Source organism: Nocardia sp. NPDC055050 (assembly GCF_053608345.1).
This window is the reverse complement of sequence record NZ_JBSGVG010000017.1, coordinates 1-26,941: the sequence shown is the minus strand read 5'-3', so window position 1 is coordinate 26,941 and position 26,941 is coordinate 1. Positions and strand designations below refer to the sequence as shown.

The 26,941-nt window shown below is 67.0% G+C and carries 25 protein-coding genes; 16 read left to right on the top strand and 9 right to left on the bottom strand.

The window, feature by feature from the left end; all coding sequences use genetic code 11:
- Window positions 1-4: 4 nt before the first annotated feature.
- The 3 genes from ACWGCN_RS19175 to ACWGCN_RS19165 all read right to left on the bottom strand — a co-directional run bounded on the left by ACWGCN_RS19175 (window position 5) and on the right by ACWGCN_RS19165 (window position 1,373).
- Window positions 5-382, bottom strand: coding sequence for a DUF3499 domain-containing protein (locus tag ACWGCN_RS19175; RefSeq protein ID WP_378652435.1), 378 nt, complete (start codon window positions 380-382; stop codon window positions 5-7).
- Window positions 383-532: 150 nt separating this feature from the next.
- Complete coding sequence (locus ACWGCN_RS19170) at window positions 533-1,015, bottom strand: metallopeptidase family protein (protein WP_194826429.1); 483 nt, start codon at window positions 1,013-1,015, stop codon at window positions 533-535.
- Between the two features lie 124 nt (window positions 1,016-1,139).
- On the bottom strand, window positions 1,140-1,373 hold the full coding sequence (locus ACWGCN_RS19165; RefSeq protein ID WP_133733920.1) for a WhiB family transcriptional regulator: 234 nt from the start codon (window positions 1,371-1,373) through the stop codon (window positions 1,140-1,142).
- Between the two features lie 563 nt (window positions 1,374-1,936).
- On the opposite strand from ACWGCN_RS19165, the gene cofD reads away from it, so the two are divergent.
- The 15 genes from cofD (at window position 1,937) to hpf (ending at window position 16,903) form a co-directional block, all read left to right on the top strand.
- Window positions 1,937-2,923, top strand: coding sequence for a 2-phospho-L-lactate transferase (cofD, locus tag ACWGCN_RS19160; protein WP_378993519.1), 987 nt, complete (start codon window positions 1,937-1,939; stop codon window positions 2,921-2,923).
- Window positions 2,920-4,290 (top strand): coenzyme F420-0:L-glutamate ligase, encoded by a 1,371-nt coding sequence (locus ACWGCN_RS19155; RefSeq protein ID WP_452459210.1) that lies wholly within the window; start codon window positions 2,920-2,922, stop codon window positions 4,288-4,290. The genes cofD and ACWGCN_RS19155 overlap by 4 nt, the downstream gene beginning before the upstream one ends.
- Window positions 4,287-4,820: an NUDIX hydrolase gene (locus ACWGCN_RS19150; protein WP_378993521.1), complete on the top strand. Its 534-nt coding sequence runs from the start codon at window positions 4,287-4,289 to the stop codon at window positions 4,818-4,820. The genes ACWGCN_RS19155 and ACWGCN_RS19150 overlap by 4 nt, the downstream gene beginning before the upstream one ends.
- 197 nt (window positions 4,821-5,017) lie before the next feature.
- Window positions 5,018-6,256 carry an alkane 1-monooxygenase gene (locus tag ACWGCN_RS19145; protein WP_449963905.1) on the top strand — a complete coding sequence of 413 codons (1,239 nt, stop codon included), beginning with the start codon at window positions 5,018-5,020 and terminating at the stop codon, window positions 6,254-6,256.
- On the top strand, window positions 6,253-6,426 hold the full coding sequence (locus ACWGCN_RS19140) for a rubredoxin (RefSeq protein ID WP_082844102.1): 174 nt from the start codon (window positions 6,253-6,255) through the stop codon (window positions 6,424-6,426). Before ACWGCN_RS19145 ends, ACWGCN_RS19140 begins: the two co-directional genes overlap by 4 nt.
- A complete protein-coding gene (locus ACWGCN_RS19135) occupies window positions 6,423-6,605 on the top strand; it encodes a rubredoxin (RefSeq protein ID WP_378632574.1) in 183 nt (60 codons plus the stop codon). Before ACWGCN_RS19140 ends, ACWGCN_RS19135 begins: the two co-directional genes overlap by 4 nt.
- On the top strand, window positions 6,602-7,261 hold the full coding sequence (locus ACWGCN_RS19130) for a TetR family transcriptional regulator (RefSeq protein WP_378993523.1): 660 nt from the start codon (window positions 6,602-6,604) through the stop codon (window positions 7,259-7,261). Before ACWGCN_RS19135 ends, ACWGCN_RS19130 begins: the two co-directional genes overlap by 4 nt.
- A 131-nt stretch (window positions 7,262-7,392) precedes the next feature.
- A complete protein-coding gene (locus ACWGCN_RS19125) occupies window positions 7,393-8,550 on the top strand; it encodes an alkane 1-monooxygenase (protein ID WP_387447548.1) in 1,158 nt (385 codons plus the stop codon).
- Between the two features lie 58 nt (window positions 8,551-8,608).
- Window positions 8,609-10,093 carry an adenosylhomocysteinase gene (gene ahcY / locus ACWGCN_RS19120; protein WP_452452754.1) on the top strand — a complete coding sequence of 495 codons (1,485 nt, stop codon included), beginning with the start codon at window positions 8,609-8,611 and terminating at the stop codon, window positions 10,091-10,093.
- Window positions 10,094-10,169: 76 nt separating this feature from the next.
- A complete protein-coding gene (locus tag ACWGCN_RS19115) occupies window positions 10,170-10,817 on the top strand; it encodes a dTMP kinase (RefSeq protein WP_378993525.1) in 648 nt (215 codons plus the stop codon).
- 77 nt (window positions 10,818-10,894) lie between these two features.
- Window positions 10,895-11,572 carry an MtrAB system response regulator MtrA gene (mtrA, locus tag ACWGCN_RS19110; RefSeq protein ID WP_452529064.1) on the top strand — a complete coding sequence of 226 codons (678 nt, stop codon included), beginning with the start codon at window positions 10,895-10,897 and terminating at the stop codon, window positions 11,570-11,572.
- Window positions 11,573-11,642: 70 nt separating this feature from the next.
- Window positions 11,643-13,523: an MtrAB system histidine kinase MtrB gene (gene mtrB / locus ACWGCN_RS19105; RefSeq protein ID WP_452459216.1), complete on the top strand. Its 1,881-nt coding sequence runs from the start codon at window positions 11,643-11,645 to the stop codon at window positions 13,521-13,523.
- The gene (lpqB, locus tag ACWGCN_RS19100) at window positions 13,520-15,337 is read left to right on the top strand and encodes an MtrAB system accessory lipoprotein LpqB (RefSeq protein WP_378993526.1); all 1,818 of its coding nucleotides are present in this window, start codon (window positions 13,520-13,522) and stop codon (window positions 15,335-15,337) included. Before mtrB ends, lpqB begins: the two co-directional genes overlap by 4 nt.
- A 33-nt stretch (window positions 15,338-15,370) precedes the next feature.
- On the top strand, window positions 15,371-16,015 hold the full coding sequence (locus ACWGCN_RS19095) for a ComF family protein (protein ID WP_452452757.1): 645 nt from the start codon (window positions 15,371-15,373) through the stop codon (window positions 16,013-16,015).
- Between the two features lie 258 nt (window positions 16,016-16,273).
- The gene (hpf, locus tag ACWGCN_RS19090) at window positions 16,274-16,903 is read left to right on the top strand and encodes a ribosome hibernation-promoting factor, HPF/YfiA family (protein ID WP_378993572.1); all 630 of its coding nucleotides are present in this window, start codon (window positions 16,274-16,276) and stop codon (window positions 16,901-16,903) included.
- 51 nt (window positions 16,904-16,954) lie between these two features.
- Here the strand turns inward: hpf and bluB are convergent, their stop codons facing one another.
- From bluB to ACWGCN_RS19060, 6 genes are all read right to left on the bottom strand, one after another.
- Complete coding sequence (gene bluB / locus ACWGCN_RS19085; RefSeq protein WP_387447553.1) at window positions 16,955-17,599, bottom strand: 5,6-dimethylbenzimidazole synthase; 645 nt, start codon at window positions 17,597-17,599, stop codon at window positions 16,955-16,957.
- A 14-nt stretch (window positions 17,600-17,613) separates the two neighbouring features.
- Window positions 17,614-18,858: a fatty acid desaturase family protein gene (locus tag ACWGCN_RS19080; RefSeq protein ID WP_387447554.1), complete on the bottom strand. Its 1,245-nt coding sequence runs from the start codon at window positions 18,856-18,858 to the stop codon at window positions 17,614-17,616.
- A 94-nt stretch (window positions 18,859-18,952) separates the two neighbouring features.
- The gene (locus ACWGCN_RS19075; RefSeq protein WP_452459209.1) at window positions 18,953-20,356 is read right to left on the bottom strand and encodes a fatty acid desaturase family protein; all 1,404 of its coding nucleotides are present in this window, start codon (window positions 20,354-20,356) and stop codon (window positions 18,953-18,955) included.
- A 299-nt stretch (window positions 20,357-20,655) separates the two neighbouring features.
- Window positions 20,656-21,813, bottom strand: a complete 1,158-nt coding sequence (locus ACWGCN_RS19070) for a ferredoxin reductase (RefSeq protein ID WP_378993530.1) — start codon at window positions 21,811-21,813, stop codon at window positions 20,656-20,658.
- A 100-nt stretch (window positions 21,814-21,913) separates the two neighbouring features.
- Complete coding sequence (locus tag ACWGCN_RS19065) at window positions 21,914-22,459, bottom strand: DUF6912 family protein (protein WP_452459215.1); 546 nt, start codon at window positions 22,457-22,459, stop codon at window positions 21,914-21,916.
- Between the two features lie 10 nt (window positions 22,460-22,469).
- Window positions 22,470-23,882 (bottom strand): WS/DGAT/MGAT family O-acyltransferase, encoded by a 1,413-nt coding sequence (locus ACWGCN_RS19060; RefSeq protein WP_378993531.1) that lies wholly within the window; start codon window positions 23,880-23,882, stop codon window positions 22,470-22,472.
- A 227-nt stretch (window positions 23,883-24,109) separates the two neighbouring features.
- On the opposite strand from ACWGCN_RS19060, the gene secA reads away from it, so the two are divergent.
- On the top strand, window positions 24,110-26,908 hold the full coding sequence (gene secA, locus ACWGCN_RS19055; protein WP_379312733.1) for a preprotein translocase subunit SecA: 2,799 nt from the start codon (window positions 24,110-24,112) through the stop codon (window positions 26,906-26,908).
- Window positions 26,909-26,941: the final 33 nt, after the last annotated feature.

The following is a 26,941-nucleotide window of genomic DNA, read 5'->3' as shown; positions in this document are numbered from 1 at the left end:
CTAGCTACGGATCCGGCAGAACCCGTAGGTGGCCGCGGCGGCCCGTGCGCGCGGTGCGGGGGGCCGCGGCGGCGTTGTCGCGGTAGCCCGGCTGGTCGGCTTCGGCGGCGGGGCGGCGACGCAGGCCCGCTTCGCGGACGGCTTCGGCCAGCGCGGTGAGGTCGTCGTCGTCCGGGGTGCTCGAGGAGAAGCCGCCTTCGTGGCGGACCAGTTCCCAGCCCTTGGGCGCGGTGATGCGGCAGGCGTGCGTTTCGCAGAGATCCCAGGAATGCGGTTCGGCGACGGTGGCCAAGGGTCCGACGACAGCGGTCGAGTCGGAGTACACATAAGTCAGCGTCGCTACAGCCGGGTTCTTGCAGCCGGGTCGGCAGCAACGACGCATAGGGATCACGACGTCGAGATTAGCCCTCCGCGGCCCGAAAGTGGATACGGACACGCCCTAATGGGCGAAGGCGGAGGTACGCATGATCGGCACGGCCGCGCAGCGTTCGTCGGTCTCGAGCGCACGGCCGGAGCGAAGGCGGAGGTACGCCTATTCGGGCTCGGGATCGATCAGATCGGGGTCTACACCGAGGTAGGTCGCGATCTGCTGGACGAGGACCTCGCGCAGCAACTCGACCAGATCGTCGGGATCGGCGGCCCGCAATTCCAGCGGCTTGCGGAACAACACCACTCTGGCGCGAGTGGCAGCACCGTGCCGGTCGACGCCCGCGGGGATCAGCCGCGACAGCGGCACCGGTCCGTCGGCGACCACCTCGTCCGGCCAGGTGACCGAATCAGGATGCAGTGGACGGATTTTCGGCACATCGTCGACGGCGATATCGAGCTTGGTGAGGCGATCGTGCCAGCGGGTGTCCAGTGGGGCGAACGCCTCGAGCACGAGCCGATCGAATTTCTGGCCCCTGGTGCGCCACGCGGGCACTGTCGGCGGAAGCATGGGGCCTCGGACTCCGCGGCCGCGGCGGGTCACCGAACGAGCGGTGGGTGCCGGAGAATGACGCCGGGAACGTGCCATGGGTCTTTCACCTCTCTCGCCTGCACCGTGAAGATCAACAAGGGCGTTCGCCCGGAGACACCGACGTACTGCGCCTGCGTGGCTCCGGGCCAGGCCTGGAGAGAGTCTACTTTCGAACAGTCACTTAACCGATTCCGCGCTTCAGCCTGCGACGCTCTCGTTCCGAGAGACCGCCCCAGATGCCGAAGCGTTCATCATGTGCCAGTGCGTATTCCAGGCACTGGTCACGTACTTCACAGCCCAAGCAGATTCGCTTGGCCTCACGCGTCGAGCCGCCCTTCTCGGGGAAGAACGCCTCGGGGTCGGTCTGAGCGCAGAGGGCACGTTCCTGCCACTGCTCTTCGATCGACTCGAACATTTCGTCGAAGCCCGTAACGACCAGACTCAGCCGGGGAGCCGCGACTTCGCTTACCACGTCCGGTTCCTGCCAGCTCATGTCAGCGCAGACAGCGTGAGCTGCGCCTGCTGTGGAATCGGTCGGCGAGACCAGATCTTCGGTCATCGTTCCGCCTCCTCACTATGTGTTAGCGCAGAATGATTCTTTCCGTCGGTCCGAATGAGATCTCCGACGGCCCAACACCGCGACGTAGTCTCGCGGGCTTCCCCGAGCCTGCCTTCCGGCGAGTGGGAACCTTCTCGCAAACGTCCCCTGCGCTGTGTCCTCGCGCCGTGGCCGTTTCCGGCGACGTGGAACCCTCTCGCAAACGCCCCCGCGCTATGCCCTCTCGCGGTGACCGGAATGACATGTCTGTGATTAGACACGCCGCACTTGCCGGTGGTCAACCCGCCGTCACCCTTCCGTTACACTCCGCACCCGCCTTTCGTGTTGATCTTGTTATGTGCCGTGGCAAATGACCAGCAACTTCGCCGTAATTCGGCGCGGAAGCGACGGGCAACCGTCACTCACTAGGCTGTGACCCTGTGACTGCACAACACGCGGTGCGCGAGCCCAAGATCGCCGTTCTCGTCGGCGGTGTCGGCGGTGCCCGGTTCCTCCAAGGCGTCCGGCAGCTGCTGCCCGAAGCCGACATCTCGGCCATCGTCAACGTCGGCGACGACGTCTGGATGCATGGCCTTCGCATCTGTCCCGACCTCGACACCTGCATGTACACCCTCGGCGGTGGCATCGACACCGAGCGTGGCTGGGGCCACGCCGACGAAACCTGGCACGCGAAAGAGGAGCTGGCGAAATACAACGCCCAGCCCGATTGGTTCGGCCTGGGCGATCGCGATATCGCCACCCACCTCATTCGCACCGAAATGCTGCGCGCCGGATATCCGCTGTCCGCGGTCACCGAAGCGCTGTGCAATCGCTGGCAGCCGGGGGTGAAGCTGATTCCGGCTACCGACGATCGCTGCGAAACCCACGTGGTGGTCAGCGATCCCGACAATGCTGGCGAACGTCGCGCGATCCACTTTCAGGAATGGTGGGTGCGGTACCGCGCGGCGCTCCCGACTCACGGATTTGCCTCGATCGGCGCCGAGCAAGCCTCGCCGGCGCCGAATGTGACCGAAATCATAGGCTCCGCTGACGCCGTGTTGCTGGCCCCGTCCAACCCCGTCGTGAGCATCGGCGCGATCCTCGCCGTGCCCGGAATCAGAGGCGCGCTACGCACCAGCGAAGCCAAGGTGATCGGGCTCTCGCCGGTGATCGACGGAAAGCCGTTGCGAGGCATGGCCGATGAGTGTCTGACCGCGATCGGCGTGGAGTCCACCGCGGAGGCGATCGGCCGCCACTACGGCGCCCGCTCGGCCACCGGCATCCTCGACGGGTGGCTGGTGCACTCCACCGACTCCGCCGATGTTCCCGGCGTGGAGGTGCGCAGCGTTCCGCTGTTGATGACCGACCCCGAGGCCACCGCTGAAATGGCGCGCGCCGCATTGGAATTGGCGGGAGTGAAGGTATGAGTTCGCAGACGAACGACACCGGCGGCGCGTTGCCCGACCACGCCGCCGACGAGTTGCGGATCCTCCCGGTGACCGGGTTGCCGGAGTTCCGGCCCGGCGACGACATCGCCGAACACCTTGTGGCACAGGCACCCTGGCTCGCCGACGGCGACATCATCGTGGTCACCAGCAAGATCGTGTCGAAGGTCGAGGGGCGCATCGTCGTCGCGCCGGTCGACCCCGAGGAGCGCGACACCGCTCGTCGCAAGCTGGTCGAGGACGAAGCCGTGCGAGTGCTCGCGCGCAAGGGCCGCACCCTCATCACCGAGAACCGGCTCGGCATTGTGCAGGCGGCCTCCGGGGTGGACGGCTCCAACGTGGCCGAGGGCGAATTGGTGCTGCTGCCTGTCGATCCCGACGGCAGCGCGAAGTCACTGCGCACCGCGCTCGCCCAGCGGCTCGGCGTCGACGTGGCCGTGGTCATCACCGACACCATGGGCCGGGCCTGGCGCAACGGGCAGATCGACGCGGCCATCGGGTCGGCCGGGCTGCGGGTGCTCCATGATTACGCCGGCTCGGTGGACGGGCAGGGCAACGAGCTGTACGTCACGCAGGTGGCCGTCGCCGATGAGCTCGCCGCCGCCGCCGATCTGGTCAAGGGCAAGCTCGGTGGAGTCCCGGTGGCGGTGGTGCGCGGGCTGCGGACCGACGACGACGGGTCGACCGCGGCGGCACTGCTGCGCGGTGGCATCGACGACCTGTTCTGGCTCGGCACCGCCGAAGCGCTCGAGCAGGGCCGCAAAGAGGCTGTGCCGCTGCGTCGTTCGGTGCGCGCGTTCACCACCGAGGCGGTGGACCCGGAACGGATCCGCGCCGCCGTGGCGGTCGGCCTCACCGCGCCCGCGCCGCACCACACCCGCCCGGTGCGCTTCGTCTGGCTGCGCAAGGCGACGCTGCGGACCCAGCTGCTCGATGCCATGACCGAGAAGTGGAGCGAGGACCTCACCGCCGACGGGCTCGACCCCGAACGCGTGCGGCGTCGGATCGCGCGTGGCCGAATCCTTTTCGACGCGCCGGAAGTGATCATCCCGTTCTGCGTGCCCGATGGCGCCCACGACTATCCCGACGCTCGTCGTCAGGCGGCCGAGCAGACGATGTTCACGGTGGCCGTCGGCGCGGCGGTGCAGGGGCTGCTGGTGGCGCTGGCCGCCGACGGCCTCGGCAGCTGCTGGATCGGCTCGACCATCTTCGCGCCCGAGATCGTTCGCGAGGTCCTCGGGCTCGACGAGGACTGGATGCCGCTGGGCGCCATCGCGATCGGTCATCCCCTGGAGGAGCCGGTGGCGCGCACCGTCGGCTCGCCAGGCGCGGGCCTGGTGGAACTGTGAGCGCGGAGTCGCTGCACGCGTCGGCGACCGAGTTGCTCACGCACTGGGAACCCGAGGCCCGCGCGGATCACTCACTGCGCGAAGCGATTCTGGCCTTCCTCGGCTCGGCTCCCCGCGGGTGTCTGCGCGAACACGCGCCCGGCCACATCACCGCGTCGGCGATCGTGTTGTCGCACGACCGTCGCGACATCCTGCTCACCCTGCACCCGCGCGTCGGTCGCTGGATCCAGTTGGGTGGTCATTGTGAACCCGATGACAAGACCGTGCAGGACGCGGCGCTGCGGGAGGCGGTGGAGGAATCCGGCATCCCCGACCTGATTCTCACGCCGGGTCTCTACGGCGCGCAGGCGCACCCGATCACCTGCTCGCTCGGCGTGCCGACGCGGCATCTGGACCTGCTCTTCGAGATCGTGGCGCCCCCCGGTGCGGTGCCGGTCCGCAGTGCCGAATCGACCGATCTGCGGTGGTGGCCGGTCGACGGGCTACCACCGGGCGCGGACGTGCTACTTCCGGTCAGAGGCCGAATGTAAAGGCCCCTGAAAAGGTCACTGACCTGTAACGACGGCGACCGTGTCCAGTTCGGGCACGGTCGCCGTCCGCGTTATCGAGTCGTCACTGCTTTACAAATTGGCCAATTTGTCTAGACAGCGGACGCATCCGGACATATCGTCTGTGACAGAGAGTTACGCACATCACACGTGTGAGATGTGCCTCGGGACTGGAGACGATGATGTCGACTGATGCCAACGCGTCCGAGCAGCGGGTCGCACCGCCGCAGTGGCGAGATTCCAAGCGATATTTGTGGCTGTGGGGGCTGTTCGCCCCGACCGGCCTGTTCACGATCGCGATCCCCCTGATCTGGGGCCTCAACCAGCTCGGCTGGCATCGCATCGCCGAGATCCCGTTCTGGCTCGGGCCGGTGCTGGTCTACCTCGTGATCCCGCTGGCGGACCTGTTCTTCGGTCCCGACGGCAACAACCCGCCCGACGAGGTGATGGAGTACCTGGAGAACGACAAGTACTACCGCTACCTCACCTACCTGTACCTGCCGTTCCAGTACGCCTCGCTCATCTTCGCCTGCTACATCATCACCGCGCCGAACCTGCACTGGCTGGGCTTCCCCGGCGGCGCCAATGTGGTCGACAAGATCGGTATCGCGATCAGCGTGGGCATGATCGGCGGCATCGGCATCAACACCGCGCACGAACTCGGTCACAAGAAGGTCGAACTGGAACGCTGGCTCGCGCGCATCGCGCTGGCCCAATCGTTCTACGGGCACTTCTACATCGAGCACAACCGTGGTCACCACGTGCGGGTCGCCACTCCGGAGGACCCCGCGAGTTCGCGCATCGGTGAGTCCTTCTGGGCATTCTGGCCGCGCACGGTCTGGGGCAGCCTGCGCTCGGCCTGGCATCTCGAGAAGCAACGTCTTGGTCGGCTCGACAAGAGTCCCTGGACGCTGCGCAACGACGTGCTCAACGCCTGGGCGATGTCGGTGGTGTTGTGGCTCGGATTGATTGCCGTGTTCGGCATCGAGGTGCTGCCGTATCTGATCCTGCAGGCCGTGATCGGGTTCAGCCTGCTCGAGTCGGTGAACTACCTCGAGCACTACGGCCTGGTCCGGCAGAAGACGGCCGGCGGACGCTACGAACGACCCGCGCCCGCGCACAGCTGGAACAGCGACCACATCGTCACCAACATCTTCCTCTACCACCTGCAGCGCCACAGCGACCATCACGCGTATCCGACCCGGCGCTACCAGACGCTGCGCAGCTGGGACGGTGCGCCGAACCTGCCCAGTGGCTACGCCAGCATGATCCTGCTCGGCTACTTCCCGCCGATCTGGCGCAAGGTGATGGACAAGCGCGTGCTCGCGCACTACGGCGGGGACGTCACCCTCGCCAACATCGAACCCAAGCGCCGGGAGCAGGTGCTGGAAAAGTACGGAACCGAGGTCGGGTCGTGAGCGCCTACAAATGTCCGGTGTGTGATTTCGTCTTCGATGAAGCCAAAGGCGCGCCACGCGAAGGATTTCCGCCTGGCACACTGTGGACGGCCGTTCCCGACGACTGGTGCTGTCCGGACTGTGGGGTGCGGGAAAAGATCGACTTCGAGGCGGTAGGAGTTTCGCAGTGACCGACTACAAGCTGTACCAGTGCGCACAGTGCGGTTTCGAGTACGACGAGGCCCAGGGCTGGCCCGACGACGGCATCGCCCCCGGCACCCTCTGGGAAGACATCGCCGACGACTGGACCTGCCCGGATTGCGGTGCCCGCAAGTCCGACTTCTTCATGGTCGAGATCGAACGTTCGTGAGCGTCGCGGGTACCCCGCGCACCGGTTCGCGCATCCCGTACCAGGAGGCCGCGCGCGAACTGCTGCGCAACTCGGTCCTGGACGGGATGCGCGAACTGCTCACCGAGCGTGACTGGTCCAAGGTCACGCTCGGTGACGTCGCGGCCAGGGCCGGGGTGAGCAGGCAGACGCTCTACAACGAGTTCGGTTCGCGCGCGGGGCTCTCACAGGCCTACGCGCTGCGCCTGGCCGACGACCTCGTCGACCATGTGCGCGAGGCGCTCGATGCCAATGTGGGCGATGCCCGCGCCTCGATCCGGGTCGGGATGACCGGCTTCTTCCTCTCCGCCGCGGGCGACCCACTGGTCCGTTCGCTGCTGAGCGGGGAGATGAAGCCGGACCTGTTGCGGTTGATCACGCTGGACGCGGCCCCGCTGCTCGAGCACGCCACCACGCGTCTGACTCAGGTTTTCGTGCACAGCTGGGTGAACGCGACCGATGCCGAGGCCGATGTGCTCGCGCACGCGCTGGTGCGGATCGCGCTGAGCTACATTCCGAATCCACCCGTGCCCGAACGCGACGCCCCGGCCGAGATGAGCGCACTGCTCAGCCCGTACGTCGAGGCAATTGTGCAGGTACGGGGCATCCGTGTCCCATCCGGTGAAGTGGATCACTGAGAGAAGTCACAAGCTCTGATTCGCCCCTGTGTAACCATCACCACGTTTGAGGATCTGCCGCTGTGTAACGCGCCTACGGTCTGTCAGTATTCACATCGGTCGGCGATTGGTCTTTTTGTAGCGGAGCGGGTGTGCAAACGGTTGGCAAACCGGGGGGTCTTCGTGATCCCAAACGGTATCTCTGGGCTTTAGGGCTGATCGCCCCGGCGAGCGCGCTGTTGCCCTCCCAGCTGGTGTTCCATACCAAGGCTGAAGTGTTCTGGTGGATCGGACCTGTCATCGTCCTGATCGCCATTCCCGTGCTGGACTGGATCGTCGGCGAAGACGGCAACAATCCCCGCGACGAGGACTACGCGGCGCTCTCCGCCGACCGGTACTACCGGTGGTGCACCTACCTGTTCCTGCCGATCCAATTGATCAGCCTCGGTGTGGCCTGCTTCATGTGGACGAGCCCCGAGCTGGCCCTGGTCGACAAGCTCGGATTGGCCGCCACGGTCGGCTTCGTCAGCGGCATCGGCATCAACGCCGCCCACGAATTGGGCCACCGGGTGGAGAGTGCCGAAAAATTGCTGTCGAAGATCGCGCTGGCCCAGTCGGGCTACGGGCACTTCTTCGTCGAGCACAATCGCGGACACCACGCCCGCGTGGCAACCCCTGAGGATCCGGCCAGCGCCCGGCTGGGCGAATCGCTGTGGGAGTTCCTGCCGCGCAGCGTGATCGGCGGGTTCCGGTCGGCCGTGCACCTCGAGCGCGCCCGCCTGCTCCGGCAGGGTCGCGGCTGGTGGAGCGCCGACAACAACATTCTGCAGGCCTGGGCGATGACGGCGGTGCTGTTCGGTTCGCTGACGCTCGTGTTCGGCCCGTCCATCCTCCCGTGGCTGGCCGTCCAGGCCGCGATCGGCATCGCGCTGCTCGAGACCGTCAACTACGTCGAGCACTACGGGCTGCTGCGCGCGCGCAAGCCCAACGGCCGCTACGAACGGTGCTCCCCGCGCGACAGCTGGAACTCCGATCGCCTGGTCACCAACATCTTCCTGTTCCATCTGCAGCGCCACAGCGACCACCACGCCAACCCGGGCCGCCGCTACCAGACCCTGCGCAGCAGCGAAGAAGCTCCGCAGCTGCCCGCCGGGTACGCCACCATGATCGTGCTCGCGGCCGTTCCGCCGCTGTGGCGTGCGGTGATGGACCCCAAGGTCGCGGCGCACTACGGCGGCGACCTGAGCCTGGCCAATGTCTCGCCCGCGAAGCCGCGACGGTTGCTGGCCCGATACCGCGCGGCGGCCTGAGACTCCACCTCGGCGGAGGAGGGGAACTCGCGCGGCCCCAGACGGTAACCTAGCCAACGTGACGACCTCAGAACTCCCCGCGCGCACCGAGCTCACCCCCGACGTCCGCAACGGCATCGACTACAAGGTGGCAGACCTCTCGCTGGCCGAATTCGGCCGCAAGGAGATCCGCCTCGCCGAGCACGAGATGCCGGGCCTGATGGCGCTGCGCCGTGAATACCACGACGTCCAGCCGCTGAAGGGCGCGCGAATCTCCGGATCGCTGCACATGACGGTCCAGACCGCCGTCCTGATCGAAACCCTCGTTGCTCTCGGCGCCGACGTGCGCTGGGCCTCCTGCAACATCTTCTCCACCCAGGATCACGCCGCCGCCGCCATCGTGGTCGGCCCGAACGGCACCGTCGACGAGCCCAAGGGCATCCCCGTCTTCGCCTGGAAGGGCGAGACGCTGGAGGAGTACTGGTGGGCCGCCGAGCAGATGCTCACCTGGCCGAACGCCCCGGCCAACATGATCCTCGACGACGGTGGCGACGCGACCATGCTCGTGCTGCGCGGCGCGCAGTTCGAGAAGGCCGGTCTGGTTCCGCCCGCCGACGCCGATCACTCGGCCGAGTACACGGTGTTCCTCGACCTGTTGCGCGAGAGCCTCGAGGCCGACAAGACCAAGTGGAGCGTCATCGCCGACTCGGTCAAGGGCGTCACCGAGGAGACCACCACCGGCGTGCTGCGGCTGTACCAGTTCGCCGCTGCGGGTGAGCTGGTGTTCCCGGCGATCAACGTCAACGACTCGGTCACCAAGTCCAAGTTCGACAACAAGTACGGCACCCGCCACTCGCTGATCGACGGCATCAACCGCGGCACCGATGTGCTCATCGGCGGCAAGAAGGTGCTGATCTGCGGTTACGGCGATGTCGGCAAGGGCTGCGCCGAGTCGCTGGCCGGCCAGGGCGCGCGCGTGCAGGTCACCGAGATCGACCCGATCAACGCGCTGCAGGCGCTGATGGACGGCTACGACGTGGTCACCGTCGAGCAGGCGATCGGCGACGCCGACATCGTCATCACCTCGACCGGCAACAAGGACATCATCACCCTCGACCACATGAAGGCGATGAAGGATCACTCGATCCTGGGCAACATCGGCCACTTCGACAACGAGATCGACATCGCGGCGCTGGAGCGTTCGGGCGCGACCCGGATCAACATCAAGCCGCAGGTCGACGAGTGGACCTTCCAGGAGACCGGCAAGGCGATCATCCTGCTGTCCGAAGGTCGCCTGCTGAACCTGGGCAACGCCACCGGCCACCCCTCGTTCGTCATGTCCAACAGCTTCTCCAACCAGGTCATCGCCCAGATCGAGCTGTGGACGAAGCCGGAAGAGTACGACAACGAGGTCTACCGCCTGCCCAAGCACCTCGACGAGAAGGTCGCCAAGATCCACGTCGAGGCCCTCGGCGGCACCCTGACCAAGCTCACCAAGGATCAGGCCGAGTACATCAACGTGGACGTGGAAGGCCCGTACAAGCCGGAGCACTACCGCTACTGAGTTCTGTACGCCACGGTGGCCCGTCGACCTTCGGTCGGCGGGCCACCGTCGTCATCCGGCGGGTAATCTGCTGCGCATGGGCGTACTGATTGCGGTCGAGGGGCTCGATGGTGCCGGTAAGCGGACTTTGATCGACGGGCTGATCGCCGAATTGTCCGCGAAGGGCTTGCGGGCGGACAGTCTGGCCTTTCCGCAATACGGGCATTCGATCCACGCCGATCTGGCGGCGGAGGCGCTGCGCGGGGGCAACGGCGACCTGGCCGGCTCGATCAACGGCATGGCGATCATGTTCGCGCTCGACCGGGCGGCGGCGCGCGCGGAGCTGTCGGACCTGTTGGGCGGCAACGACATCGTGATCCTGGACCGATGGGTGGCGTCCAACGCGGCCTACTCGGCCGCGCGGGCGCACCAGGACGCCGACGGCCAAATCGTGTCGTGGGTGGGCGATCTGGAGTTCGGCAGACTCGAACTGCCGACGCCGGATCTCACCGTTCTGCTCGACGTGCCCACCGAGGTGGCGGCCGAACGCGCCCGGCTCCGAGGCGAACTCGACGACACCCGCGCCCTCGATGCCTACGAACGGGACGGCGGTCTGCAGCGGCGCACCGGCGAGGTCTATCGTGAACTCGCCGACCGCGACTGGTTCGGCCGGTGGTGGACATACCGATCCGATGACGATAGGCCTGCGTTACTCACCCTCTGCTCGGAAATCTTTTCCGGATAAGGTTGGATACGCGACGGGTTCACACCATTAATGGCGTGGCGGCCCGATCCTGGCCATGGAGATGACAACATAGGACTATGAAGCCCAAGATTCTGGTCGTCGACGACGATATGGCACTCGCTGAGATGCTGACCATCGTCTTGCGCGGGGAAGGGTTCGACCCGCATGTGGTGGGCGACGGCACACAGGCCCTGTCAGCGGTGCGGGAGATCCGCCCCGACCTGGTACTGCTCGACCTGATGCTGCCCGGCATGAACGGCATCGACGTATGTCGGGTGCTGCGGGCCGATTCCGGCGTTCCGATCGTCATGCTCACCGCCAAGACCGATACGGTCGATGTGGTCCTCGGCCTGGAGTCCGGTGCCGACGACTACATCGTCAAACCCTTCAAGCCCAAGGAGCTCGTCGCCCGCGTGCGGGCGCGTCTGCGCCGCACCGAGGACGAGCCCGCCGAGCTGCTCTCGATCGCCGACATCGTCATCGACGTGCCCGCGCACAAGGTGACCCGCGGCCCTGGGCAGATCTCGCTCACCCCACTGGAGTTCGACCTGCTGGTCGCGCTCGCGCGCAAGCCGCGTCAGGTGTTCACCCGCGAGGTACTGCTCGAACAGGTGTGGGGCTACCGGCACGCCGCCGACACCCGTCTGGTGAACGTGTACGTGCAGCGACTGCGCGCCAAGGTCGAGAAGGATCCGGAGAACCCGGAGATCGTGCTCACCGTGCGCGGCGTCGGTTACAAGGCCGGACCGCCGTGATCGGTCACTGCGGGGCGCCGCTGTGACCACTGGTCCAGTGGCGCAGCTGCGGCGATGGGCGAGCCCGATCATGGCCTGGTTCCAGGCCGTCGGGACCGCACTCGGCCACCTGTGGCGCCGATCGCTGCAGCTGCGGGTCATCGTCTCGACGTTGACCCTGTCGCTCATCGTGATCACGATCCTCGGGGTCGTGCTCACCGGTCAGATCACCGACCGGCTCCTCGAAGCCAAGATCAACGCGGCTGTCGAGGAGATGGATCGTGCCCGCAGCACGATCGAGAACAAGATGTCCGGCGTTCCGTCCGGTAACAGCCAGGATCAGCAACTCGCCGACGCGCGAGCCGCGCTGTCCAGCCGTGGTGGCACCGGACAGTCCAGCGGCGCCGCGGGCAGTTTCGACTCGGCGCTGGCGATGGTCGGCGGCACTCCGCCACACGAGATCGCGGCCGGACCGCTCGCCGAGGTGCCGCAGGAGCTGCGCCGATTCGTCCAGCGCAATCAGGTCTCCTACCAGTTCACCACCGTCGCCGACCCCGACGGCTACCGCGGGCGCGCGCTGGTCATCGGCAGCCCGAGCGCCGAGGTCGCGACCTTGGAGATCTACCTGATCTTCCCGCTGGCCAGCGAGGAATCGAGCCTGTCGCTGATGCGCGGCACGATGCTCATCGGTGGCGTGGTGCTGCTGGTGTTGCTCGCCGCGATCACCGCGCTGGTGACCAGGCAGGTGGTGCTGCCGATCCGATCGGCGGCGCGGATCGCGGGCCGATTCGCCGACGGCCGACTCAAAGAACGCATGCTGGTGCGCGGCGAGGACGACATGGCCCGGCTCGCGCAAGCGTTCAACGAGATGGCCGAGAGCCTGTCGAACCAGATCACCCAGCTCGAGGAATTCGGCAATCTGCAGCGCCGCTTCACCTCCGATGTCAGCCACGAACTGCGCACCCCACTCACCACGGTGCGCATGGCGGCCGACCTCATCCACGGCTCCAGCGACGATCTCGATCCCGCCCTCGCGCGCAGCTCCGAACTGCTCGTCAACGAACTGGACCGGTTCGAGGGCCTGCTCAACGACCTGCTCGAGATCTCCCGCCACGACGCGGGTGTGGCCGAACTGCAGATCGAATCGCTGGATGTGCGGATGTGCGCGCGTGCCGCGATCTCCACGGTCCGCCATCTGGCTCGCGACGCCCAGGTCGAGGTGGTGATCGACCTGCCGGAGGAGCCGGTGGTCGCCGAGGTCGACCCGCGCCGCGTCGAGCGCGTGCTGCGCAACCTGCTGGCCAACGCGATCGACCACTCCGAGGGCAAGCCGGTGCTGATCCGCATGCGCGGCGACGCCGAGTCCAACGCTGTCGCGACTGTGGTGCGCGATCAGGGCGTCGGGCTGCGGCCGGGCGAGGAAAAGCTGGTGTTCAACCGGTTCTGGCGCTCCGACCCCTCGCGGGTGCGTCGCTCGGGTGGCACCGGGCTCGGCTTGTCGATCAGCGTCGAGGACGCGAATCTGCACGAGGGCAGGCTCGAGGCCTGGGGCGATCCCGGCGTCGGCGCGAGCTTCCGGCTGCTGCTCCCGATGGTGCGCGGCCGCAAACTCGGGCAGAGCCCGCTCGCCCTGGAACCGATGCTGCGCAAGGTCCCCGCGCTGCCGGAAGCCGAACCCGAGCCGACGACCGTCGAAGCCGAACCGGCCGGACCGACCGCGGACGAGGCGACGGGATCGGAGACGGCCGACGTGGAGCCGACCGGAGCCGACTCGGCCGCACCCGACTCGACTGTTGTCGAACTGACGGTCGTCGAGCCGGGAGACGAACCGCGAGACGACCCCTCGGCCGACGATTCCGGTATCGAACCGCCTGCGGCAGGCGCGCACCCGGCGACCAACGGCCGCGACGCGGCCCCCGACGCCGACCGCGACGAGTCGACGCCTACCGAGACCAGAGACAGGAAGTCATGACTAGTGCGCGTGGTGATCGTCGGGATCGGCACGGCGCCGCACTGGTCGCGGCGGTTCTGGCCGGGCTGATGGTGCTCACCGGGTGCGCCAGCCTGCCGGAGTCCTCCGCACCGCAGGCACTCGGCACGATCAACCGCGCGCCCACCTCCGAGGGCCCGACCCCGCCGACCTCCGGCCGCGACCCCGACCTGCTGCTGGGCGACTTCCTCACCGCCAGCGCCGACCCCACCAACCAGCACGCCGCGGCCCGCCAGTACATGGCGCCCGAGACAGCGGGCAGCTGGAACGACGAGGCGAGCACCACCATCGTCGACGATCGCCCCGACACCCTGCGCGAGTCGCGGTCGGGCGACAAGGCCAGCTATGTGCTGCGCGCCCGCAAGGTCGGCGAGCTCGCCCGCGACGGCGGTTACCGCGCCACCGAGGGCACGCTCGAGAACAAGATCGAGATGAGCAAGATCGACGGCGAGTGGCGGATCACCGAGCTGCCGCCGGGCGTCGTGATGGGCAACGACGCGTTCGTCAAGTCCTACCACCGCTACGTCCTGCACTACATCGACCCGGGCAACTCGCTCCTGGTCCCGGATCCGCGCTGGATCTCGGTGCCGCGCGCCCAGCTCACCGAGCGATTGATCGGCATGCTCGCCGAAGGCCCGCAGTCCACGATCGCCCCGGTGGTGCGCAACCAGTTGGCGCAGCCGGTCTCGCTGCGCGGTCCGATCACCAAGGCCAACAACGAACCGGGTGACGTCGGTGTCGGTATCGGGGGAGTGCGCATCGACTTCGCCGGGATCGGCGGACTCGGCCAGCGCGATCGCGAACTGCTCGCCGCGCAGGTGGTGCTCACCCTGGCCGGCGCCGACATCCTCGGACCGTACGTGCTGCTCGCCGACGGTAAACCGCTCGACGACCGGTACGCGGCCAACGGCTGGTCGGTCGCCGATGTCGACCAGTACAGCGCCTCGGCGCCCGGCCAGAACCGGATCGGCCTGCACGCCCTGCGCAACGGCGCCCTGGTGCAGGTCACCCCGGACGGGATCGTCACCCCGAGTGGTTCCTTCGGCGAGGCGACCAACCTGCAGTCCGTCGGCATCTCGGCCGACGGACAGTTCGTCGCCGCGGTCGCCGACTCCGGCAAACCGCTGCCAGAAGCCGCCCGCACCCTGCTCATCGGCAATTACGGGGCCAAGGCGTTCGCGGTCGCCGAGGGTGCCAGCATCGCCCGTCCGTCCTGGACCAGCGACGGCGGCGCCGCCTGGACCGTGATCGACGGGGACCGGGTCATCCGGGCGGTCACCGATCGGGCCACCGGCAATGTCTCCACCGAGGACGTCGACATCACGGCTCTGTTCGAAGGCGCGGGCGCTCCACGTCCGCCGATCAGCGAGGTGGTGGTCTCGCGCACCGGCGTGCGCGCGGCGCTGATCGCCGACGGCAAGGTGTATGTGGCGGTGGTCCAACGTCGCCCCGACGGCAAGTACGCGCTCACCTCACCGCTGCCGCTCGCGCTCGGCCTGAGCTCGCGCGCGGTGTCGTTGAGCTGGGTCACCGGCGACACGATCATGGTGGCCCGCGAGGGCAATGTCGACCCGGTCTTCACCGTCTCCATCGACGGTTCGCAGTTCAGTGCGGTGACCTCGCAGAATCTCACTCCGCCGGTGCGGGTGGTGACGGCGGCCCCGGCCACGCAGTACGTGGCCGATTCCCGGGCCGTCCTGCAGCTACAGACCGCCGATCCGACCCGCAACGACCGTTTCTGGCGTGAGGTACCCGGATTGACCGGAGAACGGGTTGTGCCGGTCTTGCCGAGCTGATCATGTCGGTGCCCGCTGTCATGCTCGTGCGCTATGAGAACCCTGCTGGACCTGATCCTGCCCGATCGGTGCGGTGGCTGCGGTGCGGTCGGCGAGAGTTGGTGCGCCGAGTGCGCGGCCGAACTCGCCCGCGATCCCGTCCGGGTGCGGCCGCGCGCTGATCCCGGTGTTCCGTGCTGGGCGCTCGGTCCTTACGCCGGTGTGGGCAAGCGGGCGGTGCTGGCAGCCAAGGAACAGAACAGGCGCGACCTCGCCGCCCCACTCGGGCTGGCGCTCGCCCACGCGCTTGCCCGCTTGCGTGCCCCCGATCGCCCGCTGTTGCTCGTGCCCGCGCCGACCAGAACCGCGGCGGCGCGCCGGCGCGGTGGTGACCCGGTGGCCCGCTCGGCCGAGGTCGCGGCACGGTGGCTGATCGATTGCCGGAGCGTGCCGCTGCTGCGGATGGGACGCGGTGTCCGGGATTCGGTGGGCTTGACGACGCATGAGCGTTCCCACAATGTGCGCGGCAAGATCATGACTGTCGCCGAACCGGACGAATGGGTCGCCGTCAGCGCGAAAGCCCAGGTAGTGCTGGTAGACGACGTGCTCACCACCGGTGCCACCGCCTGCGAATCGACACGTGTTCTCAGCCGGATCGGCATAGTTCCGCGCGCGGTTTTGGTGACCTGCGCGGCTTGACTGATGAAAGTTCGCGTGAACAGTGGCGGACTTGCCGATGGCGGACTAGCGTCGCGAGCACACACCGAACCACAAGTTTGGGAGGTGGTGCCGCGGATACAGGTGCCGGGCGATTCCCGATCGGCACAGCTCAATCCCGCCGCCCTACGTTGGTAGTTGTGCGGCCATATCCGGGAGGTACGCGTGACGACTTCTTCACGGGCATCAGTGCAAGATGCTGAACCCACCACGGCACTCCAGAACGGTGCCACCGAGACGATCGACTTCGAGACCCCGAACGCCGAAGTGGTGGTCTCCGGTCGCAACGTCGAAATCCCTGACCACTATCGAATCTACGTCGCGGAGAAGCTGTCTCGGTTAGAGCGCTTCGACCCGTCGATCTTCCTCTTCGATGTGGAACTGTTCCACGAACGCAACCGTCGTCAACGCAAGGCCTGTCAGCGTGTGGAGATCACCGCGCGCGGCCGTGGACCGATCGTGCGCGCCGAGGCGTGCGCCGACAGTTTCTACGCCGCGCTCGAATCGGCCACCCAGAAGATCGAGAGCAGACTGCGCCGGGCCAAGGACAAGCGGCGCGTCGTGCACTACGGCGACAAGACGCCGGTCTCGGTCGCGCAGGCCACTGCCACACTGGTCGACGAGTCGCTGTTCACCCCGCCGGACGGTTCCGCTGCCCACGACCACGACGAGGCAATCGACGAGACGGGCCCCGGCCACATCGTGCGCACCAAGGTGCACACCGCGACGCCGATGTCGGTGGACGACGCCCTCTATCAGATGGAATTGGTCGGCCACGACTTCTTCCTCTTCCATGACAAAGAGACCGACCGCCCGTCGGTGGTCTACCGCAGACACGCCTTCGACTACGGCCTGATCAAGCTGGCCTAGAACCCTGACCGATCCGGGCATCCGCTGTGCGGGTGTCCGGATCTTGTTAGTTCAGCCGCCGAAGGTCTCGTGATGTACGGCCTCGGTCAACGATCGGCCGGACCGCCAGCCGAAACGTTCCAGGTCCGGCACCTGCTGGAACGCGTCGACCGGGCCCACGCACAGCCAGGCCACCGGCTTGATCCCGGTGGGCAGGCCGACGAGTTCGCGCAGGAATTCCGGATCGTAGAACGACACCCAGCCCACCCCCACCTGCTCGGCGGTCGCCGCGAGCCACAGATTCTGGATCGCCAGCACGGTGGAGTACACGCCGGTCTCCGGCACACTCGCCCGCCCGAGCACCTGTGGGCCGCCACGCGAATCATCGTGCGTGACAACCACACCCGTACCGCTCTCGACGATTCCGTCGATCTTGATCGGCGCGAAGGTCATCGCGCGCTCGGCGGGCAGCGCCGCACCGAACTCGACCCGCTTGTCCGCCACATGGTCGGCGAAACGGCGCAGGGTCTCGGCCTGGCGAACCACCACGAAGTCCCACGGTTGTGAGTTCCCGACGCTGGGCGCGCGATGCGCGGCGTCGAGGATCCGCAGGAGGGTGTCGTCGTCGACGAGCTCGCCGGTGTATTCGGCGCGCACGTCACGACGCAAACGGATCGCGTCGTAGACGCTCAGCTGATCGGCACTCACGCCGACCATACAACCGCAGCCGGTCAGGCCATGGTCCGGCGGGCCAGCTTGCGGCCGGCGGCCAGTGCGGTGCGCAGTCCCTGGCGACGCCCGGTCACCGGGTCGATCGAGGGGGTGGTGTTGCCGGCGAACAGGCGTTCGGACTTGGTCTCCGGCGCATCGTCGGTGGTGTGGCGCAGGTACTTGTTCGGCAGCGACAGCTTGAGGATGGTGCGCCACGACTTGAAGTACTGCACCGGCAGCGAACCGGTGGTGTAGGGCAGGTCGTACTTCTCGGCCAGCTCGCGCACCCGCACCGCGATGGCGGCGTAGCGGTTGCTCGGCAGGTCGGGGAACAGGTGGTGCTCGATCTGGTGGCTGAGGTTGCCGCTCATGAAGTGCAGCAGCGGTCCGCCGCTGATGTTGGCGCTGCCCAGCATCTGGCGCAGGTACCACTCGCCCTTGGTCTCGTTCTCGATGTCGGCCTTGGTGAACTTCTCGGCGCCGTCGGGGAAGTGTCCGCAGAAGATGATCGCGTTGGTCCACACATTGCGCATCACGTTGGCGGCGATGTTGGCGGTGAGCGTGGTGACGAACGACGGGCCGGTGAGCAGCGGGAAGACCACGTAGTCCTTGGCGGCCTGCTTGCCGATCTTCTTCAGGACCAGGGTGCGGTCGGCTTCGAACTGCTTCCACTCGGGCGAGTCCTTGGCCCACTTCTTCTTGGCGACCTTGCCCAGCTCGAGGTGCTGGATCGCGACGCCGTACTCGAACAGCGCCTGGAGCAGGAAGTTGTAGATGGGGTTGCCCAGGTAGAACGGCATCCAGCGCTGGTCACGGGTGACGCGAAGCAGGCCGTAGCCGATGTCGTCGTCCATGCCGAGCACGTTGGTGTACTTGTGGTGCAGGAAGTTGTGGGTGATCTTCCAGTGCGCCGACGGGCCGGCGTTGTCCCATTCCCAGGAGGTGGAGTGGACTTCCGGATCGTTCATCCAGTCCCACTGCCCGTGCATGACGTTGTGCCCGATCTCCATGTTCTCGATGATCTTGGCGGAGCCGAGCAGGGCGACGCCGGCCAGCCAGGCCGGGGGCAGGAAGCTGGCGAACAGAACCGTGCGGCCGCTGATCTCGAGCGCACGCTGTAGCCGGATGACATTGCGGATATAGCGCGCGTCGGCCGCGCCGCGAGAGGATTCGATCTCCCGGCGGATCGCATCGAACTCCGCGCCTAGAGCTTCGACATCCGCTGCGGTGAGGTGCGCATATTCCTTGACATCCGAGATCGCCATGGCGGCTACAGTACCGTAAGTTACGAGAGCGTAGGTTGGCGATTTTCGGGACGAAATGTGTGATAAGTCCTATTGCGCGATCGAGATGGAAATGTTATCGAGCATGGCGAGCCATGCGACGAGCTGCCTTGTCCCGCAACACGCCCCGTTCGCGCACGGCGCGTTCACCCAATGCCCGCTTGGCCTCGCGCAGCGCCAGCTTCTCCTGCCGGGCTCGAGCCTTGAGCGCCGTCTTCGCCTCGCGCAGCACTTCCTTCTCGTGCCGCGCCTTGATCTCGAGCGAGACCTTGGCATCGTGCAGCGCCGAGCGCAGACCGAAACGCTTTCCGGTCTCCGGGTCGACCCGCAGGCTGTCGGGCAGCGAGATGCCGGCGAACTTGCGCTCCGACGACGTCTCGGGCGCATCGTCGGCGGTGCGCTTGAGGAAGCGATCCGGCAGCGCCAGCTTGTGGATGGTGCGGAAGGCCAGCAGGTACTGCTTGCCCAGCGATCCGGTGGTGTAGGGCAGGTCGTACTTGTCGCACAGTTCGCGCACCCGGACCGCCACCTCCGAGTACCGATTGCTCGGCAGGTCGGGGAACAGGTGGTGCTCGATCTGGTAGCAGAGGTTGCCGCTCATGAACGCCATCACGGGGCCGGCCTTGAAGTTGGCGCTGCCCAGCATCTGGCGCAGGTACCACTCGCCCTGGGTCTCCCCGTCGAGCTGCTCGGCGGTGAACTTCTGCGCGCCGTCGGGGAAGTGGCCGCAGAAGATCACGGCGTACGACCAGAGATTGCGGACGAGGTTGGCGGTGGCGTTGGCCTTGAGCGTCGACTTCCAGGCCGGACCGGTCAGCGCCGGGTAGATCACGAAATCCTTGGCGACCTGGCGGCCCGCCTTGCGGTAGAACTCGATATCGGGGGGCGAGGTCATCGTGGCGCCCTTGACGCCGGCCAGTTCCTTCTCGATGCCGAGATCGTGCAGCGCGATACCCCACTCGAAGGTCGCGGCCAACAGCAGATTGGCGGCGGGCTGGACCAGATGCACCGGACGCCACGCCTCGTCGCGGGTCATCCGCAGAATGCCGAAGCCGAGGTCCTCGTCCTTGCCGAGCACGTTGGTGTAGGTGTGGTGCGAATAGTTGTGCGCCCGGCGCCACTGCGCCGAGGTGCCGGTCATGTCCCACTCCCAGGTGGTGGAGTGGATCTCGGGATCGTTCATCCAATCCCATTGGCCGTGGCTCACATTGTGGCCCAGCTCCATGTTCTCGATGATCTTGGCGACCGAGAGCATCGCGGTGCCGCCCAGCCACGCCCAGCGGTTGCGGCTGCCGAACAGCACCGCGCGCCCGGCGACCTCGAGAGCTCGCTGGGCGGCGATGGTGCGGCGGATGTAGCGGGCGTCGCGCTCGCCACGGGAGGTCTCCACCGAACGGCGGATCGAATCGAGTTCTTTCCCCAGTGTCTCGATGTCGGCCGCCGTCAGATGGGCGAAGGCCTGAATATCGGTGATGGCCACCGGGGGTCCTCCTGTTGATTATCAGCAGCTGATGCCGCGGGTTCTCGGCCTGGGAACCTCGATCTTGCCTCGTCGAGGGCGCTGCTCGGTCGCACTCTTCGGCGAGTCCGGAATCGAGACGCCGAAAAACCTGGCGCTGCGCGCCTAGGGCTGTCGCCTCGATGCTGTTCGGCCTGTGAGTGATCCTAAGTCGCGCCCTCAGGCATTGATCGAAGTGAGGGGCCTAAGCGATAGCCGCCGGTCACGGGTTGTGGCCGACGCATAGGTCAAGGGTACCCGCTCGGCGGTTCGGCAACCGGTTAGATGTCCAGCGTGCAGTCGCCGGCGGCGGCGGAGATGCAGGTTTGCACCTTGTCGCCGGGCTGACGTTCGTCGCCGTTGCGGAGGTCGCGGGCGTGTCCGGCGGACAGCGTCACCACGCAGGTCTGGCAGATGCCCATCCGGCAGCCGAAGGGCAACTGCACGCCGACGGACTCACCGGCTTCGAGCAGGCTGGTGGCGCCGTCGACGGTGAGGGTGCGTCCGGTGGTGCCGAAGGTCACCGTGCCGCCCTCGCCGATCGCGGAGCGTTCCACCTCGAAGCGCTCGATGTGCAGCTGGTCGCCCACGCCCGCGTTCTTCCAGTGGCTTTCGATCGCGTCGAGCATCGGGGCAGGCCCGCAGGCCCAGGTCTCGCGTTCGCGCCAGTCGGGGTAGAGCTCGTCGAGGCTGGCCAGGGAGAACAGGCCGTGGGCATCGGTGAGCTGCAGGTGGGAGACGAAGCTGGGGTGCTTGTCGTGCAGGGCGCGCAGTTCGGCGCCGAACATCACGTCGGCGTCGGTGGGTGCGGAGTGGACGTGCACCACATCGTTGACGCCGTCGCGCCGGTCCATCGTGCGCAACATCGACATGACCGGGGTGATCCCGCTGCCCGCGGTGAGGAACAGCACCTTCGCCGGCGGCGGCTCCGGCAGCACGAACCCGCCCTGCGGCGCGGCCAGCCGCACGATGGTGCCCGCGGCCACCCCGTTGACAAGGTGGCTGGACAACTTGCCTTCCGGCATCGCCTTCACCGCGATGGAGATGAGCCGCTTGCCGCCCTCGCCGGTCCAGTCCGGCGGGCAGGTGAGCGAGTAGGAACGCCAGTTCCAGCGGCCGTCGATCAGGATGCCGATGCCGATGTACTGCCCGGGGCGGTACTTGAAATCGAAGCCCCAGCCCGGCTTGATCACCAGGGTCGCCGAGTCGGCGGTCTCCTTCTGGACCTCGACGATGCGCCCGCGCAGTTCGCGTGCCGACCACAGGGGGTTGGCCAGATGCAGATAGTCGTCGGGCAGCAGGGGAGTGGTGACCCGGGCTACCGCGCCGCGCAAGATATTCAGCTTGCCGCCGCGGTCGGCGACCTGCGCCGCCGGTGCTTCGAGCCATTCCCGGAACTTGTCGATGACCATGCTGTGCGATTTCTCCCTGTCGTGCATCCGGTCCACCGTGGGGTAGCCCTCTCGCAGCCAGGTTACGGCATCGTAGGTTCAGTGCCAGTTGTGAACATTGGGCAACCCCGCCGCCGCCCGCCGCAAATTACAACAGCTCGAGCAGGAACGGCAGTTCTTGTGGTGCGTACCAGGCAAGCTGGTGGTCCTCCGCGTCACCGAGCACGAATTCCGCGTCGGTATCGCCGAGGTCAGCGGCGTCGATGACGTCCACCGCCTTGGCCACCTGCGGCTCGGCCTCGGCCAGGTCCACATGCACGGCCGCGACCTGTTCGAAGGTGACCGGCCCCGACAGCTTCACCACAGCATCGTCGAGATCGGGCCGCAGTTTCGCCCCCGCTACATCCGCCGCGATCACCGCGCGCCGATACACCGGGCCACCCGGGGTGGTGGCCGAGCCCTCGGCGTCGTCGTCGAGATCGTCGAGTCCGTCGCGCTCGGCGCCGATCAACCGCATGGAGGCCCGGGCGGCTTCCTGCATCGCCACTTCGGCGAGCTCCTCGTCGTCGCCCGCGGCGTAGGCCTCGCGCAGCGCGGGCGTCACGGCGAACGCGGTCGCCCCGAGCGGGAGCAGTTGCTGCTCGTCGACGAGTTGGCGCAGCAGCGGAATCGTCGCCGGGATGTAGACGCGCATCGTGTCGTTCTCAGAGACAGGCACCGAGCAACTCCTCCATCGATTCGTGCACCGATGCCGCGAGGACATCGATATCGGCCATGGCGTCGCGGTCGGCGTTGAGTCCGTAGAAGACCTGACCGTCGTACGAGGTGAGCCCGAAACTCAACGTCTGATTGCGCAGCAGCGGTGATACCGGATACATCTCCAGCATGCGCGCGCCGCCGATGTACATCGCGGTCTGTGGTCCCGGCGCGTTGGTGATCACCAGATTGAAACTGTTGTCGGCGAAGGTACTCGCCGCGCGCACACTCATCGCGTGCAGGCTCGCGGGCGCGAACCCGGCCAGGTGCACGAGTGTGCGCGCCCGCACCCCGCGGCGCTGCCTGCCCGCCGCTTCGGTGGCATGCGAGATGTGGGAGAGCCGCATCGTCGGATTCGGTTCGCCCACGGGCAGATCGATGAGGAACGAGGACACCTCGCTGGCCGGGGTCAGCTGATTGTCGCCGTCGACATAGACCGACATCGGCACCACCGCGCGCAGATTGGTCGACTCGACCAGTGCCTCGTTGCGCGAGAGCAGCCAGTTGCGCAGCGCCCCGGTGACCACCGCGAGCACCGCGTCGTTGATCGAGCAGTCGAAATGCCTGCGGATCGTGCGGTAGTCGTCCAGATCGGTGCGCACCACGTCGAAGCGGCGGCTGCGCGAGGTGCGGGCGTTGAGCGGGCTGTCCGGCGCCGCGCTCGAGGTCGCCGCGCGCACCACGCTGGCCGCGGCCTTCACCGCCATCCGCGTGCCGCGCACCACCCCGAACGCGTTCGATCCGGCGTCGCGCATCACGCTGTAGGCCTCGCGCGGTTGCGCGGCCAGTTGCGAGAGCGCTCCGGCGAGCAGTTCCACATCGGTGGGTTCGCGCGGCGCACGCCACGAGTCGTCGGCCAGTTCGCGCGGCAGCGGGGAGTTGTCGAGGATCACGTGCCCGATCTCCAGGGCGGTGTCACCGTCGACGAGTGCCGAGTGCGACTTGGTGAACACCGCGGCGCGCCCGTCGGCGAGGCCCTCGATCAGGTACATCTCCCACAGTGGTCGTCCCTGGTCCAGGGGTCGCGACGCGAGCCGGGCGACGAGATCGTAGAGCTGGCCGTCGCTGCCGGGACTCGGCAGCGCGGAACGCCGGATGTGATAGCTGATGTCGAAACGGCTGTCCTCGACCCAGACCGGCCTGCCCATGGCGAGCGGGATCTCGCGCACCTTGCGGCGGTAGCGCGGCACCATCGGCAGCCGGGATTCGACCAGGTCGACGAGGCGTTCGTAGTCCAGTACCTGGCCTGTGCTGTCGGGGGAGGAGTTGTTCAGGATCGCGAGAGAGCCGATGTGGATCGGGTTACTGCTCGACTCGAGCCGATAGAACGACGCGTCCTGCGGCGTCAATCTCGTGATCACGCGCTCCGAAGCTCCTTCCGGTGCCGTATGGCGCTGATCGGGCACGCGCTACATCCTACGTCACGGCAGGTGAATCGCGGTGCCGGGCAAGGAGGCTCGCCGAGCGTCGTGACCTGGGGTAATGACTGCGCCGGTACGCCGGGCACGGGTCCGCGCCGCCGGGTACGGTGGTCTGCGGACTACCATCGCCGTTGAACACAACTCCGACCAGAGGACTGACGAGACCCGTGCCTGCGCTGACACTGACGAGGTTGCTACGGATTGGTGAAGGTCGCATGGTCAAGCGGCTCTCGAACCTCGCCGATGAGGTCATCGCGTACGGCGACGAGATCGAAGCGTTGACCGACGACGAGCTGCGTGCCAAGACCGACGAGTTCCGCCAGCGCTACGCCGACGGGGAAACCCTCGACGACCTGCTGCTCGAGGCCTTCGCCGTGGCACGTGAGGCGTCGTGGCGAGTGCTGAACCAGAAGCACTACAAGGTCCAGATCATGGGCGGCGCCTCGCTGCACCTCGGCAATATCTCGGAGATGAAGACCGGTGAGGGCAAGACGCTCACCTGTGTGCTCCCCGCGTACCTGAACGCCATCTCCGGCGACGGCGTGCACGTGGTCACGGTCAACGACTACCTCGCCAAGCGCGACTCCGAGTGGATGGGCCGTGTGCACCGCTTCCTCGGCTTCGAGGTCGGCGTGATCCTGGGCGGTATGACTCCCGCCGAGCGTCGGGTGGCCTACGCCGCCGACATCACCTACGGCACGAACAACGAGTTCGGCTTCGATTACCTGCGCGACAACATGACCCACTCCCTGGACGATCTCGTCCAGCGTGGTCACAACTTCGCCGTGGTCGACGAGGTCGACTCGATCCTCATCGACGAGGCCCGCACCCCGCTGATCATCTCGGGCCCGGCCGACGCTTCCTCGAAGTGGTACGCCGAGTTCGCGCGCATCGCGCCGCTGCTGAAGAAGGATGTCCACTACGAGGTCGACATCAAGAAGCGCACCATCGGCGTGCACGAGCAGGGCGTGGAGTTCGTCGAGGATCAGCTCGGCATCGACAACCTCTACGAGGCCGCGAACTCGCCGCTGGTGAGCTACCTGAACAACGCCATCAAGGCCAAGGAGCTCTACCAGCGCGACAAGGACTACATCGTCCGCGACGGCGAAGTGATCATCGTCGACGAGTTCACCGGCCGTATCCTGGTCGGCCGCCGCTACAACGAGGGCATGCACCAGGCGATCGAGGCCAAGGAGAAGGTCGAGATCCAGCCGGAGAACCAGACCCTGGCCACGATCACCCTGCAGAACTACTTCCGCCTCTACAGCAGGTTGTCGGGCATGACCGGTACCGCCGAGACCGAGGCCGCCGAGCTGCACTCGATCTACAACCTCGGCGTGGTCCCGATCCCGACGAACAAGCCGATGGTCCGCAAGGACCAGGCCGACCTGATCTACAAGTCGGAAGAGGCCAAGTTCGCCGCGGTGGTCGACGACGTGACCGAGCGGCACGAGAAGGGTCAGCCGGTCCTGATCGGTACCACCAGCGTCGAGCGCTCGGAGTACCTGTCCAAGCAGTTCACCAAGCGTGGTGTGGCGCACTCGGTGCTGAACGCGAAGTTCCACGAGCAGGAAGCCCAGATCATCGCCGAGGCCGGTCGCCCCGGCGCGGTCACCGTGGCCACCAACATGGCCGGTCGTGGTACCGACATCGTGCTCGGCGGCAACGCCGACATCATCGCCGACATCCTGCTGCGCAAGCAGGGCCTCGATCCGGTGAACACCCCCGACGAGTACGAGGCCGCCTGGCACTCCGCCCTCGACCAGGTCAAGAAGCAGACCGAGGACGACGCCGAGACGGTTCGCGAGGCCGGCGGTCTCTACGTGCTCGGCACCGAGCGCCACGAGTCGCGTCGTATCGACAACCAGCTGCGTGGACGTTCGGGCCGTCAGGGCGACCCGGGCGAGTCCCGCTTCTACCTCTCGCTGGGTGACGAGCTGATGCGCCGCTTCAACGGCGCCGCGCTCGAGTCGATCATGACCCGCCTGAACCTGCCCGACGATGTCCCGATCGAGGCGAAGATGGTCTCCAAGGCCATCAAGAGCGCCCAGACCCAGGTCGAGCAGCAGAACTTCGAGATCCGCAAGAACGTGCTGAAGTACGACGAGGTGATGAACCAGCAGCGCACCGTCATCTACGGCGAGCGCAACCAGATCCTGCGCGGCGAGGACATGGAGGGTCAGGTTCAGAACATGATCACCGACGTGACCACCGCCTATGTCGACGGCGCCACCGCCGAGGGTTACGTCGAGGACTGGGATCTGGACAAGCTCTGGACCGCCCTCAAGACGCTGTACCCGGTGAGCCTGGATCACAAGGAACTCACCGGCGAGACCGCCACCGGCGACGCCGGCGAACTCACCCGCGACGAGCTTCGCGAAACGCTCCTCGACGACGCTCACACCGCCTACGAGAAGCGCGAGCAGGAGATCGACGGCCTCGCGGGCGAAGGCGCGATGCGCAACCTGGAACGTCAGGTTCTGCTCTCGGTCCTCGACCGCAAGTGGCGCGAACACCTCTACGAGATGGATTACCTCAAGGAGGGCATCGGCCTGCGCGCCATGGCCCAGCGCGATCCGCTGGTCGAGTACCAGCGCGAGGGCTTCGACATGTTCGCCGCCATGCTGGAAGGCCTGAAGGAGGAGTCCGTCGGCTTCCTCTTCAACCTCCAGGTGGAGGTCCAGCAGCCCCAGCCCGAAGGCGTCTCGATCGACAAGGGTCTGCGCTCCCCGGTCGGTGCTCGCCCGCAGGACACCCCCGCGGAGACCCAGGCCCCGCCTGCTCTGCGTGCCAAGGGAATCAGCGACCAGGCTCCCCGAGCCATGAACTACTCGGGCCCCGCCGAGGACGGCCACGCCGAATCCCATTCCGACGCACAGGAATACGGCGGTCATCAGCAGGGCGGCACCCGCCGCGAACGCCGCGAAGCCGCCCGCACCGACTCCAAGGGCAAGCGCCGCCGCTGAGGCGAGCCAGCTGATCGAGACGACTGAAGCCCC